Genomic DNA, 15,007 nt, shown 5'->3' on the forward strand with positions numbered 1-15,007 from the left:
AATTGTAGCATATTGACAGAGGGGTCTGCGAAAAATAACTATTAAATTGAGTAAAACTTTCAAAATTTTCGGAAAGAATTATAAAAATACAATATTTTATAGCGTTTGTTTGTAATTATCTAAATATGTTAAAGCACGATCTGCTAATTTTTCATAACGTAATTTTTTATCTTTTACTTTCTTTTCCAATGTTGGTAGTAAACCAAAGTTAGCATTCATTGGTTGGAAGTTTTTTTCATTTTTGGCATGTGAAATATAATATGCCATGCTACCTATCATTGTTTCTCTAGGGAAAATGACTTCTCCCTTGTTAAGCATTTTATGTGCTACATTGATACCTGCAACGAGTCCACTAGCGGCACTCTCTACGTACCCTTCAACACCAGTCATTTGACCTGCGAAATAAAGTTCTTCTCTTCCTTTTAATTCATAAGTTTCAGTTAAAACATCAGGCGAATTGATGAATGTGTTACGGTGCATGACACCATATCTAACTATTTCAACATTTTCTAATCCTGGAATTAATCTGATGACATCTTTTTGAGCTCCCCATTTTAAATGTGTTTGGAAACCTACAATGTTGTATAGTGTTCCTGCAGCATCATCCTGGCGTAGTTGTACGACAGCGTATGGTCTTTCGCCTGTTTTAGGATCTTCGAGACCCACGGGTTTCATTGGACCGAACAATAATGTTTTTCTACCACGTTCAGCCATTACTTCAAACGGCATACAACCTTCAAAGTATTTTTCTTTTTCAAATTCATTTACAGGTGCAACTTCAGCTTCCATGAGCGCATCGTAAAATGTATTAAACTCATCTTCTGTCATAGGACAATTCAAATATGCGGCTTCACCTTTATCATAGCGGGATTTCAAATACACTTTATTCATATCAATACTGTCTTTTTCAATAATTGGTGCCGCAGCGTCATAGAAATACAACTGATCTTTTCCAGTTGCCTCCACAATTTCGTTTGCTAACTTGTCTGTCGTTAGAGGACCTGTTGCAATAATCGTATATCCTTCAGGTATGCTATTAATTTCTTCATTTAAAACTGTGATATTTGGATGATTTTTTAATGTTTCAGTCACATAGCCAGCAAAATCATGTCGATCGACTGCTAGAGCGCCACCGGCAGGCACACGCGCTTTATCCGCTGCACTGATAATTAAAGAATCTAACTGTCTCATTTCTTCTTTAAGTACACCGACAGCATTTGTTAAAGCATTGCCTCGTAGTGAATTCGAACATACGAGTTCTGCAAATTTATCGGTATGATGTGCAGGTGTCTGTTTCACCGGCCTCATTTCTATAAGATTTACTTTTACGCCTCGTTGCGCTAATTGATATGCTGCTTCTGAACCAGCCAAACCAGCACCTACTACATTTACAACTTGAGTCATTCGATTTCCTCCCATAATTAAAAAGCAACTTAGACATCGTATCATAAATATAAATACATGCATCTACATTATATATATGTGTCATAAGTTGCTGTTATTGTTTAAACTATTTCTTTCATAAATACGATTGCAAGCGTAAATTCGCTATACTATATTACTTTTGCTCTTCTTCTTTGTAATCACAATTTGAACATACTACTTGGCTCTTACGTCCTTGTTTTTTCTCAACTAAGTAATGCTCACATTTAGGACAATCTCTTCCTATCGGTTTATCCCAAGTTACAAAATCACACTCTGGATATTTAGAACAACCATAAAAAATACGATTCTTTTTAGATTTACGTTCTACAACGTCGCCTTCTTTACACTTAGGACAAGTCACACCAATTGTCTTAACAATAGCTTTTGTATTTCGACAATCTGGGAAATTTGAACAAGCCATGAATTTACCATAACGACCCATTTTAATAACCATAGGTGAACCACAGACTTCACAGTCTTCACCAGCAGGTTCATCTTTTATTTCTATTTTTTCCATTTCTTCTTCTGCGCGTTCTACATCCTGTTTGAAACTACTGTAAAAATCTGAAATCACTTTTTTCCAGCCAATCTCACCATCGGCAACTTTATCCAATAATGTTTCCATGTTTACTGTAAAGTCAACATCGATAATTTCTGGGAAGTAATCTTTAACTTGTTCATGAACAATTTCGCCCAATTCAGTTGGCACAAAACGTTTACTTTCATTTTTCACATAATTTCTTTTCTGGATTGTATCGATCGTTGGTGCATATGTGGAAGGACGTCCAATTTTCAATTCTTCCATTGTTTTCACTAAACGCGCTTCAGTATAGCGTGGTGGTGGTTGAGTAAAATGTTGTGATGGTTCAATGTTCGTAGCTGTAACCATTTCACCTTCACCAATATTTGGTAATTTGTTATCTTTACCATCTTCACTGTCATCTTTGGTTTCAACATATAAAGTCATAAAACCTTTAAATTTGATTGTCTGTCCATTTGCTCGGAATTTGATGTCATTTTGCGTCAAATCCATTGCAACTGTATCTAAAATTGCAGGTGCCATTTGACTGGCAACAAAACGTTCCCAAATTAATTTATATAATCTATGTTGATCTCTAGTTAAGAAATTTTTCATTTCATTTGGTGTACGTAAAGTACTAGACGGTCTGATGGCTTCATGGGCATCTTGATCGCCTTGACCTTTTGATTTTCGATTAGATGTATAGTCATTACCATATGTTTCTTGAATGTAATTTTTCGCTTCTGATTGCGCTTGGTCTGAGATTCTTGTTGAATCTGTACGCATATAAGTGATTAAACCAACTGTACCTTGCTTTTTCAAATCTATACCTTCATATAGTTGTTGGGCTAACATCATTGTTTTACGTGCTTTGAAATTCAATTTACGAGCAGCTTCTTGTTGAAGTGTTGACGTTGTAAAAGGATTAGCTGGATAACGCGTTTTTTCCTTTTTAGTCACTTTAGTCACTTCAAACTGATCGCCATCTAACTGCGTAGTAATTTTTTCAACATCTGCTTTTTCAGTTAATTTAAATGGTTTATTTTTAAAATGAAGAAATTTAGCTGTGAATTTTGTTTTCTTATATCTAAATTCGCCTTCAATTTTCCAATATTCTTCTGGTTTGAAATTTCTAATTTCATTTTCACGATCTATAACTAGTCTTAATGCCACAGATTGTACACGACCAGCAGATAACCCTTTTTTAACTTTTTTCCATAATACGGGTGAGATATTATAACCGACTAAACGATCTAGAATACGTCGTGCTTGTTGCGCATCAACGAGTTCCATTTCGATGCCTCTTGGATGTTTAAAACTATCTTTTACTGCATCTTTTGTTATTTCATTAAACACTACTCTATTTTCTGTTGAATCTTCCAAGTTTAATATATTCGCTAAATGCCAAGCAATAGCTTCACCTTCACGGTCGGGGTCACTCGCTAAGAATACTTTTTTCGCTTTCTTAGCATGTTTTTTCAATTCTTTTACAACTGGACCTTTACCACGTATCGTAATATATTTGGGTTCATAATCATTTTCAGCATCTACACCCATTTGACTACGAGGCAAGTCTCTAACGTGCCCCATTGATGCGATTACTTTATATTTTTTACCTAAATATTTTTCAATGGTTTTAGCTTTTGCAGGCGATTCAACTATGACTAAATTTTCTGCCAAAGTAGTTACCCCCTTGCATTTTCTAATTACAAAGATAAATGATAAACGGTGTATTTTGTTTTTGTCAATGTTTTTAATTTTGACTTGATTAAATTTATACCGTTATTTCATCCCAAACTTTATCAATCAGCAGTATTTTTTCATATATTATTAAAAAAAAGCGTTAAATAAAATCTGTTTTAAAGTTGTGTGCTATTTACTTTTCATATAATAAAATCTTCTAATATATCATCCGCATTCAATACAATTTTCGCCCCTTCTTGAGCACTACGCAAATTGCCTAATGTCATTTTATTAAATATTGTACCAGGTAAGACATACACATCTCTATTTTGTTCTAATGCAAATCGCGTCGTGATACTTGTACCACTATTTTCTGCAGATTCTGTGATAAAGATACCTTTAGAAAGTCCACTAATCAATCTATTCCTTTCTGGGAAATGGTATCTTTTGGGCTTTTCGAGAGGGAGATATTCACTTATAACTATTCCATCTTTTTCAATTTGCTGTCTTATCTCTTTAGTTTCTTTCGGATAATGATGCATATGTCCAAATCCTAATACCGCAATTGTAGGTAACTTAAATAACAAAGCATGTTGATGCGCCATCATATCTGCACCTTTTGCAAGCCCTGATATTATCGTCAAATGATGTTTTTTAAATGAAGGAAAAAATGTTTGAAGTGATTGCCATGTATATTGTGTCGCTTGTCTAGATCCAATAATAGCTAGGGTACGAGGAGATTGCATTAAAGTGAGCTTACCGCGATAAAATAGGATTAGGGGTGGATCATAAATTTCTCGCAATAACTGTGGATATAAACGGTGATTAATTGTTATGAAATGAACTTTCCATGCTTTTAATTGTTTGAATAGTACTTCTAAATTAGTTGTCACATATAATCGGTATACATTTTCATTTTTTGCAGTTATTTTTACTGTTCCCAAAAATTGTTTGAGTATGTATTGTTTATCTACCTTACTATATTTCATAAAAGAGGGAGAAAATCTTAATAATCGATGTATTTGTTGTGTAGATAGTCCAGCAAATCGAAGCTTTAAAAGGTCTAAATCGTTCATTTATCATACTCCTTTATATCTCATATTATACGATAAAATATATATGCTGCGTATTACAAAATTTTGTCAAATGATCGTAATAAGTCATATGATTTTAAAGAGTAATTTTAAATTCCTAAATTGACAACATCTGATGTTTCAATTGGAGATATTAATTGTATTTATCTTTAATTTAGCGGTCGCATTTCTACTATATAAAATACTTTATCAAATGCATTTTTTTATTTTAATATCAGCTCATACAACCTAAAAAAGCACAAACTCCGACATACTATCGGAATTTGCGCTGACTTTTAATAAATAAAATTATTTTACAGTCAATAATTGTTCATAGATGCCAGCTTCTTTAGCTGCATCAATTAAAGTTGTACCAATTTCAGAAGGTGTGTCTGCTGTTTTTACACCACAACTGTTAAGTGTTTTAATTTTCTCTTCTGCAGTTCCTTTACCACCTGAGATAATCGCACCAGCATGGCCCATACGTTTACCAGGAGGAGCTGTTTGACCGCCTACGAAGCCTACAACAGGTTTCGTCATATTAGCTTTAATCCATTCAGCAGCTTCTTCTTCTGCAGTACCCCCGATTTCACCAATCATAACGACAGCCTTAGTTTCATCATCTTCATTAAATGCTTTTAATACATCTATAAAGTTTGTACCATTAACTGGGTCGCCACCAATACCAACCGCAGTCGTTTGACCGATACCTTCTTCAGTTAATTGATGTACCGCTTCATATGTTAATGTACCAGAGCGTGATACAACGCCTACATGACCTTTTTTATGGATGTATCCTGGCATGATACCAATTTTACATTCATCAGCAGTAATGACACCTGGACAGTTAGGTCCTACTATACGTGTTTTCTTACCTTCTGAATAACGTTTTACTTTAACCATATCAATTACAGGAATATGTTCTGTGATACAAATCGCTAAATCTAGTTCAGCTTCGATACATTCTAAAATTGCATCAGCAGCAAATGGTGCTGGTACATAAATAACTGATACTGTTGCACCTGTTTCTTTTTGTGCTTCTTCAACTGTATTGAATACTGGAACGCCTTCAACAACCTGTCCGCCTTTACCTGGAGTTACCCCAGCAACAATTTGTGTACCATATTCAAGCATTTGTTTTGTATGGAAAAGGGCAGTTGACCCTGTGATACCTTGTACAATTACTTTTGTATTTTTATCAATAAATACGCTCATCTTCGTGCTCCCATCCTTTCCTTATGCTTCTTTAACAAGTTTTACGATTTTTTGTGCGCCTTCAGCCATTGTAGCTGCTGGTTCAATTGCTAATCCAGATTCTTTAAGAATTTCTTTACCTCTTTCAACATTTGTACCTTCTAAACGTACGACAAGTGGTAAAGTAAGCTCGACTTCTTTAACTGCAGCAACAATACCTTCAGCGATAATGTCACATTTCATAATGCCACCAAAGATATTTACAAAGATACCTTTTACATTTTCATCACCTAAGATAATTTTAAATGCTTCAGTAACTTTTTCTTTAGTTGCGCCGCCCCCTACGTCAAGGAAGTTAGCCGGATTACCGCCGAAGTGATTGATTGTATCCATAGTTGCCATTGCTAAACCAGCGCCGTTAACCATACAACCAATATCACCATCTAAAGCGATATATGATAAATCGTATTTAGAAGCTTCGATTTCTTTTGGATCTTCTTCTTCTAAATCACGTAATTCTTGAATATCTTTATGTTTAAATAATGCGTTATCATCAAAATTAACTTTAGCATCTAATGCTAAAACTTCACCCTCACCCGTAGTAACAAGTGGGTTGATTTCAACGATTGAGCAATCTTTTTCGATGAAAACATTATAAAGTGATACTAAAAATTTAGCTGCTTTATTTATAGATTCTTTAGGAATATTAATGTTAAAAGCAATTCTTCTAGCTTGATATGGTGCTAATCCTACAACAGGATCAATTGTTTCTTTGAATATTTTTTCAGGTGTTTTAGCAGCAACCTCTTCAATTTCAGTACCGCCTTCTTCTGAAGCCATCAAAGTAACTCTATCTGTCGCACGATCGATGACAAAACCAACATAATATTCTTTTTGAATATCGCAGCCCTCTTCTATGTAAAGGCGTTTAATTTCTTTACCTTCTGGACCAGTTTGATGTGTAACAAGTGTTTTACCTAATAATTCTTTAGCATAAGTTTCAACTTCAGAAAGAGATTTAGCGATTTTAACACCGCCTGCTTTCCCTCTGCCCCCTGCGTGAATCTGTGCTTTAACCACGTAAACTTTTGAATCTAATTCTTTTGCTTTTTCTACTGCTTCTTCAGCAGTATATGCTACGCGTCCTTCTGGGACAGCAACGCCCATAGAACGAAATATTGCTTTACCTTGATACTCGTGGATATTCATTCTCCATCCTCCTGTTTCTTAGGTTAAGTTCATATTCAATTATAAGAAATGAAAGCGCTATTGTAAACTCATTTATCCTACTTAATCCAATTATTTTATTTTAACTATTAATTTACCAAAGATTTAATTGGTTCAAATGTTTTTCGATGTTCATTTAAAATGCCATATTTTTTAATTCCATCTAAATGTTGTTGCGTACCATATCCAACATTGTTTTCAAAACTATAACCTGGGTATTTTCTACCTAAATCTCGCATATATTGATCTCTGTGTTCTTTAGCTAAGACACTAGCAGCAGCTATCGAAACACTTCTAGCGTCACCTTTAATTAAAGATGTTTGCGGTATATCAATATCCAATGTCATAGCATCTACAAGTAGATGTGTTGGTTTAATTCTCAATCCTTCAATCGCTCTGTGCATTGCTAATTTCGTTGCCTCATAAATATTTATTTCATCTATTTCTTCCACCGAAGCATATCCATATGCATAAGCATACACATCATTCAGTAATTGACCTTCGATTGAATGCCTTTGTTTTGCTGAAAGTTTTTTAGAATCATTTAACCCTGTGAAATGATGATTTTTATTTAAAATAACTGCACATGTAACAACTGGACCTGCTAATGGACCACGCCCCACCTCATCTATACCACAAATAAGCGCGTCTGGATTTTCTGCTAAGATGCTATTTTCAAATTCCGTCATTTTCACATAATTATCTAATAACACTTGTTCTTTTTCTAATTGTTTACGTCTTTGTATCATTGCATTTTGCACACCTTTGCGTGCATCATTATTATATTCACTTCGCTCTAATTCACTTATTGACAGCATATGCTGTAACTTACTTTTAATGTCCTTTATCGTTTCGCTCATAATCCATTACACGTCCATTTCGGAAATAATATCAAATGTATACGTACCGATTTTAGCGTTTCTCACTTCGTGTATAATTAAATCTATGACCGCTTCGTAATCAATTTCATTACCTCGTCTTAACAATCCTCTTCTACGGCCTATCGCATCAAACCACTCTATATTTTCTGCTTCTTTTGAAACATCTATTTTATAGTGCTGTATTAAACCGTCATAATCATGTGCTTTCATAAAGTCTAACGCATAGATTGCCACTTCATCTAAGTGAACAATACTATCTTTGATTGCACCCGTAACACTTAATTTTTTTCCAACCAATTGATCCTCAAATTTTGGCCATAATATACCTGGTGTGTCTAATAATTGTAGCGATTGACCTACTTTAATCCACTGTTGTTGCTTTGTAACACCAGGCGTGTTACCCGTTTTTGCAATTGATTTATTAGCTAATTTATTAATCAATGTTGATTTACCTACATTGGGTATCCCTACTATCATTGCTCTAATCGCACGTGGTTTTAATCCTTTTTGTTTTTCTTTTTCAAATTTTTCTTTGGTTGCTTTGATAGCAGTTTGTTCAACTTGTTTTAGACCTTTACCATGCTTCGCATCAATTGCAACTGGATAAAAGCGTTTTTCTTTAAAATATGATTCCCATTTCTCTAATTCTTTTAAATTCGCCATATCTTTTTTATTTAAAATAACGACTCTAGGCTTTTGTTGTATAACCTCATCAATCATTGGATTTCTAGAACTATAAGGTATGCGCGCATCTACAAGTTCAAATACAACATCTACTTTTTTTAATTGCTCTGAAACTTCTCTTTTTGCTTTGGCCATATGACCTGGATACCACTGAATTACCATATATCTCACCCTTCTATTACTTATGACTTTTATCAATTTTGTTTATTATTTTATTCGTTCATACCGTTTAGTTTGCTTTAGCATCATAACACGTTGGTGCATGTGTTATAAACAAATTAATTAGATAATCACTGTTCATTCTTAATTTTACAACAAAAAAAACAGCAAGTGCATGATATTTTCATTTTTATTTACAATACCAATGATTCATTAAACAATAACTTGAATTTCTAACCTTTCTTTGTAAAAATTAAAAACCTAACATTCAAAATTAAAATTTTTCTAAATAATAATAGTTATTTTTATCTAAATACTAAAAATGTAGATACAATAGAATTATATTAAACAAATAAATAGGAGATTGCCTATGAAACAAAAATTATTATATCTTTGTTTATTCGTAACATTGGCAGTCGTTGGCCATAGTTACATCATATATAGATTTATTCATGATAGTGTTTTATTCACGGGTCCTAATGATGGTATGGAACAAATGGTGCCGATTCAAATGTATCTATTTGATAACTGGCATCATGGTAATTTCTTTTATGCTTCAGATTTTGGACTCGGTGGTGATTTTTTTAGTGACTTAAGCTATTACTTCTCCACAAATATTATTTTTATCATAAATGTGATTGTAATTGTTTTATTAAAGACGTTTATAACACTGGATACTACTCATATTATGTTTTGGATGACCAATGCACTCATTGTTTCTATTTTTAAATCTGCGATTGCAATGCTTGCGACTTATCTATATGTCCGTTATATAGCTTTAAATAAAAAAATTGCCGTTCTAGCTGCGTTCATTTTTGTAATTTCACCAATCTATTTCAGGTTCACAGTATATTGGCCATTTTTCAGTGATGTTTTTATTTGGTTACCGTTGTTATTGTGGTCAATCGAACGTTTTTTAAAAAGTGGGAAGATTGGTTTCTTTATCATTATAGTAGCCATTACATTAATCAATAATTTTTATTTTGCATATTATCAATTATTAACTGGATTAATTTATTTAACTATCAGACTAGTGTTTAGACATCAAGCTGATATCATTCCTAGGTTCAAGTCTTTCATGTCTTTATTTATTGCATCAGTTATTGGATTAGGATGTAGTCTTCCATTCTTTTTCCCAGCAATTCAAAGTTTCTTTAATAATAGACGCACACCTTTTGACGGCAATGTAGATTTATTTGAGCCATTCAATCAAAATACCAATGTTTTTTATGATAATTATTTAATCGTAATATTATTTATCACTGGTCAGGCGTTATTATCATTCAAATTATACAAACATTATTATTTCAAATTATTTGCAATTTCTACGCTTATATTAATTTGTGCTAGTTTTGTTCCTTTTATCGATCAGATATTTAATGGCTTTTCAGCGCCACAAAAACGTTGGCATTATTTAATAGCATTTAATTCTGCAGTTTTAATTGGCTTATATGTAAAATATTTTCGGACAATTTCTATACCAAACTATATTTTTTCATCCGTTATCTCATTAAGTATTATTGGCTTAAGTGCATGGTATTATGATGATGTTGTAGCATGGGTTTGGTTCGCACCCATAGTGAGTTTAATTGGCTTTTTAATTCTATTAATCAATGAATCTCATATCAAACTTAAACTTACACATTTATTTGTTTTATCAATAATGATTTTAACAGTCTTAGTTTCTACTGTATTTATACGAAATCAAATTTATTTTGAAGACCATGTCAAACGTGCTAATGCTTATTTTGTGAATGCAAGCCTTTTTAACACACCATTACAACAGCAATTAGTTAAAGATATGAATACACATAAACTTGAAGATGAGCGCATAGATTGGCGTGTCAATGAACAAGACAATACGCCGATGTATCAACAATTTAAAGGACTAAGTATCTATTCTAGTATATTTGATCATCACATATTAGATTTTTACTATGATGAGCTAAAAATCAATATGCAAGAAGAATCAGTGAGTAGATATCAATCAACCAATGGGCGTCAAAATATGAGCAGTTTATTTTCTATTAAATATCTAATGGTCAAGCGCTATCAACATAATATTCCTGCATACTTCAAAAAGATTAAAAACGATGGTCAATATGAAATTTATGAAAACACTTTAAATTTACCATCTGTACGTGTTTCTAATAAAAAGTATAATTCAAATGATTTACATAACCCTATTGATAAAGAACATGCAATGATGGATGGCGTTATTTTAAATAATAAAGGTGCATCTTATACGGCAAAGGCACCAAATTTATTAAATCAAACTCGTATCACGTACAAAGATATAAATAACAAACGCAATCATCAAATACATGCTTCTAAAAACGATAGCCATGTACAAATTCATATACCTAAACATTTAAGACAACGTTATCATGACTTTTATTTAACGATTAAAGTCAAACGTGGTCTACCAGATAGTAATTTTTCAGTCCAAATAAATAACTATACAAATAACCGCTTGTACAACAATTCGACTTATCGAACAGGTGTGGATACACAACTTTATAGAACACAACCTGATAAAAATGGTAATATAAATGTTGGGCTAAGCCCAACAGGTAATTACTATCTAGATATTCAAAGTTTGCATGGTGAAAACTACAATCATTTAAAATCAGCATATGCAAAGCAAAATAACGATGGACATTATACAGATATTAAAAATGGCGTGAAGGTTAAGTTAGGTCCTCACGAAAAAGGAATCGCTACGATTAATATACCGTATCGTGAAGGCATGACTGCATATGTCGACAACAAAAAAATTAAACCATTAAATGTGAATTATATGATGACTGGCGTGCCAGTTTCAAAAGATAGCAAAGAAATCATAATCAAATATCGTCCAAAATATTGGTATACGGTTACTGCTATTTCAATTATTTTCATTATAGGATCGCTATCATGGTTTATGAGAAAGAGATATAAAAACAAATAAATTCATAATTTAAAAGGAGTTTGTCGGAGATGAGGTATAACCATGTTTCGTAAACTTTGGTCTCACAAAGTTTCAAGATTATTTTGTATTATAGCAATGGGCATTTTAGTTGCACTATTAACATTTACACCGTACATCTATCGATATATAACGCAAGGTAATGTATTTAGTGGATCAGGTGACGGTTTTAGGCAAATGATGCCCTTTCAAATGTACCTTTATGAACACTTTAGCCAATTCAAACAATTTTATGATCACTCATTTGGGCTAGGTGGCGATTATGTTAAAGACTTATCATATTATTATTCGACCTCACCTTTAACATGGATTAACTTCATTTTTGTTTGGTTTTCAGAGATTTTATTTAATAGTCATCCTAACCAAATAAGTTATTGGGCAAGCAATCAAATTATTGTTGCTTTTGTCAAAGGTGTTGTCACGTTTGTCATTTCATTTTACTTTTTTAGATATTTAAAATTTAAAAATTATGCTACGTTGCTTGCTGCAATGCTTTATGCTTCATCAACGACTGCGATTTATTTTAATTTCACTTGGTCGTATTACGGTGATTTACTTATTTTCCTTCCTTTATCATTACTAGGTGTTGAACGATTTTATAAAGAAAAGAAAATTGGTTTATTCATATTCGCCATTGCACTAACCTTATTTTCAAATTTTTATTTTAGTTATTACGAAGCGATTGTCCTCCTAGCATACGTCGCTTATAGGTTTATCTTTCCACATCCAACTGATTTGGTTTCTCGGAAACAACAACTTATTTTGATTCCTATTGCAGTTATTTTAAGTACTTTAATAGGCATCTGGGGCTTTTATACGGGCGTTACTTCATTTTTCAATAACGATCGAGTTAGTAACCCGTATTTTAAAATTCCACTGTTCACTGATTTCGCACGTCAAAAGCATTTTTTCACAAATGGTTTTTATATTACAGTGTCTATAATAACTGTGGTCGCTTTATTATCTTTTAAACTATACAAACATTATTATTATAGATTATTTGCAATTGCTACGTGGATCATGTTGATTGGGTCACTTACACCACATTTCGATAGCATGTTCAATGGATTTTCAACTCCAGAACGTAGATGGGTATACATATTTGCAATCATGTCTGCTGGCTTAATCGCCCTATTTATCCAGCACCTATCGGAATTAACTCTGAAAGCCTATATCTTAACCTGCATTCCAGTATGTCTCATCATGCTAGTCATGAATATTATCGTTACAGATCAAAAAATGTCATGGATGATTATTTGTTTCATACTTATGGTATTTATCGCTTTATTATTATTTAAGAAAAACTTATTACAAAATCATTGGTTTAAGGTATCCATAATAGTTTTATTTGTAATTCAACAAGCATTCATATTATCTAATGATTACTATAATAATGTGAAAAGATATGAATCTACAAAACAAGCCATACAGGACTCTGATTATCATAGCCCAGCTTTAGCCAAAAAAATAAATGCAATAAACCACCAGCAAGATGATCCATTACATCGTATCGATTATATGTCTCAATATGGATTAAATTCACCAATGATTTACCATTTTAATGGCATTGCTTTATATTCAAGTATTTTCGATGGCGATATTTTAAAATATTATGATAAAACACTACAAATCAATATGCATACAGATAAAAACAGCACGTATCGTTTATTATCTAATCGCGCCAACTTAATGGCTTTATGGCATGTAGAGGACCGTATTCGTCGGCCTGATGATTTAAATATGCCCTATGGATTTACACAGAAAGATATAGTTCATCATTCTAAAAAAGAATCATTTATACATTCAGTTAATCAAATCCATTATCCAAGTGCACACATTACAGATAAGGTTTATAATGCGAATGATTTAAAATCACCCTTAGATAAAGAACAAGCCATGCTACAAGGTGTCGTTTTTGACAATAATACAGAAGCCAATCAATCGTTCAAGCCGAATAAAAACTTATTATCCGATGCTTCTGCAACACTAAAAGATGCACACAGATTAGATAATCATCAACTGATTATAGAAAAAGACAATGGTGGTATAAGTTACCAATTGCCTTCGTCTATTGCTAATAAATATAAAGATATGTACGTTGAAATGGATGTTGAATTACTTTCTCCAGATAAGGAACATGACGTTGGTATTAACGAATACAATCAACATCGTAATGAGTTATCTTATAAATATAGACGTTTTGTAACACCAGTCACAATGAGGGTTAAAGCAAACGAAAAACTTAATCTTAAATTGTCTAAAGGTAAGTATCGAGTGAATGTTAAAGGCATATATGGCGAAGATTATCATACCTTGCGCCATGCATCTAGTTCATTAGACGCTGTTAAAGTCACACAACAACGTAATGGCTATACGATTCATAAGCATAAAAATGATGCAGGCTACTTAGTCTTGCCAATGGCGTATAGAGATGGGATGCAAGCCTATGAAGGAGATAAAAAAGTCACTGTAAAGCAAGGTAATGGTATAATGACTGTCATTCCTGTTGATAAAGGACAAGAAATAATCAAACTCAAATATGCACCACCTTACCATAAAACATTAATTATTTTGACGGTGATAGGTATCATCTCAAGTATTATTTTTACAAAGCGCATTTCAAAATCTTCAAAAAGAGAAATTTAAGGACATATTTTTTTAGTCCCTATTTGGTCATATTAAAAGCCCACGACTTTGCCATTTACTAATCGTCGTGGGCTATATATTTAAATAAAAAAGCGATTCTCATAATGAGAACCGCTTTTTATATGCTTAATATGCTGATTAACGAATTTCTTTAATTCTAGCAGCTTTACCACGTAATTCACGTAGGTAGTATAATTTAGCACGACGAACTTTACCACGACGTGGAACTTCGATTTTTTCGATTTTTGGTGTGTGTAATGGGAAAGTACGTTCCACACCTACACCTGAAGAAATCTTACGAACAGTGAAAGTTTCTGAAATACCTCCACCACGGCGTTTGATTACTACACCTTCGAATACTTGGATACGTTCACGTGTACCTTCAATAATACGTACGTGCACTTTTAAAGTGTCACCTGGACGGAATGAAGGTAAATCTGTGCGTAATTGCGATTGAGTTACTGCTTCGATTAATTTGTGATTACTCATTATTTTTTCTCTCCTTCAACCTATGTTCTTGCCTCGACAAAATATAGCAGCGGATCAT

The 15,007-nt window shown here is 32.9% G+C and carries 10 protein-coding genes; 2 read left to right on the plus strand and 8 right to left on the minus strand.

The genetic code is table 11. The features are described 5' to 3' along the window. Positions 1–96: 96 nt before the first annotated feature. The 7 genes from trmFO to ylqF all read right to left on the minus strand — a co-directional run bounded on the left by trmFO (position 97) and on the right by ylqF (position 8,849). Positions 97–1,404: an FADH(2)-oxidizing methylenetetrahydrofolate--tRNA-(uracil(54)-C(5))-methyltransferase TrmFO gene (trmFO, locus tag ACM6UH_RS08845; protein WP_047503612.1), complete on the minus strand. Its 1,308-nt coding sequence runs from the start codon at positions 1,402–1,404 to the stop codon at positions 97–99. A 154-nt stretch (positions 1,405–1,558) separates the two neighbouring features. Further along, the gene (gene topA, locus ACM6UH_RS08850) at positions 1,559–3,625 is read right to left on the minus strand and encodes a type I DNA topoisomerase (RefSeq protein WP_011303268.1); all 2,067 of its coding nucleotides are present in this window, start codon (positions 3,623–3,625) and stop codon (positions 1,559–1,561) included. Between the two features lie 203 nt (positions 3,626–3,828). After that, the gene (gene dprA, locus ACM6UH_RS08855; protein WP_011303269.1) at positions 3,829–4,704 is read right to left on the minus strand and encodes a DNA-processing protein DprA; all 876 of its coding nucleotides are present in this window, start codon (positions 4,702–4,704) and stop codon (positions 3,829–3,831) included. 306 nt (positions 4,705–5,010) lie between these two features. Further along, the gene (gene sucD, locus ACM6UH_RS08860; protein ID WP_011303270.1) at positions 5,011–5,916 is read right to left on the minus strand and encodes a succinate--CoA ligase subunit alpha; all 906 of its coding nucleotides are present in this window, start codon (positions 5,914–5,916) and stop codon (positions 5,011–5,013) included. Positions 5,917–5,937: 21 nt separating this feature from the next. Then, the gene (sucC, locus tag ACM6UH_RS08865; protein WP_011303271.1) at positions 5,938–7,104 is read right to left on the minus strand and encodes an ADP-forming succinate--CoA ligase subunit beta; all 1,167 of its coding nucleotides are present in this window, start codon (positions 7,102–7,104) and stop codon (positions 5,938–5,940) included. Positions 7,105–7,211: 107 nt separating this feature from the next. Beyond that, a complete protein-coding gene (locus ACM6UH_RS08870; protein ID WP_047503601.1) occupies positions 7,212–7,982 on the minus strand; it encodes a ribonuclease HII in 771 nt (256 codons plus the stop codon). A 6-nt stretch (positions 7,983–7,988) separates the two neighbouring features. Next, the gene (gene ylqF / locus ACM6UH_RS08875; protein WP_047503598.1) at positions 7,989–8,849 is read right to left on the minus strand and encodes a ribosome biogenesis GTPase YlqF; all 861 of its coding nucleotides are present in this window, start codon (positions 8,847–8,849) and stop codon (positions 7,989–7,991) included. A gap of 367 nt (positions 8,850–9,216) precedes the next feature. Between ylqF and ACM6UH_RS08880 the strand changes: the two genes are divergently transcribed. Then, the gene (locus ACM6UH_RS08880) at positions 9,217–11,796 is read left to right on the plus strand and encodes a YfhO family protein (RefSeq protein ID WP_047503595.1); all 2,580 of its coding nucleotides are present in this window, start codon (positions 9,217–9,219) and stop codon (positions 11,794–11,796) included. A gap of 42 nt (positions 11,797–11,838) precedes the next feature. Continuing rightward, on the plus strand, positions 11,839–14,460 hold the full coding sequence (locus ACM6UH_RS08885; protein WP_048787217.1) for a YfhO family protein: 2,622 nt from the start codon (positions 11,839–11,841) through the stop codon (positions 14,458–14,460). 138 nt (positions 14,461–14,598) lie between these two features. Here the strand turns inward: ACM6UH_RS08885 and rplS are convergent, their stop codons facing one another. Continuing rightward, a complete protein-coding gene (rplS, locus tag ACM6UH_RS08890) occupies positions 14,599–14,949 on the minus strand; it encodes a 50S ribosomal protein L19 (RefSeq protein ID WP_002483481.1) in 351 nt (116 codons plus the stop codon). Positions 14,950–15,007 lie beyond the last annotated feature (58 nt).

It is taken from the genome of Staphylococcus sp. LKG4-2, from assembly GCF_050955665.1.
GTDB classification, from domain to species: Bacteria; Bacillota; Bacilli; order Staphylococcales; family Staphylococcaceae; genus Staphylococcus; species Staphylococcus saprophyticus.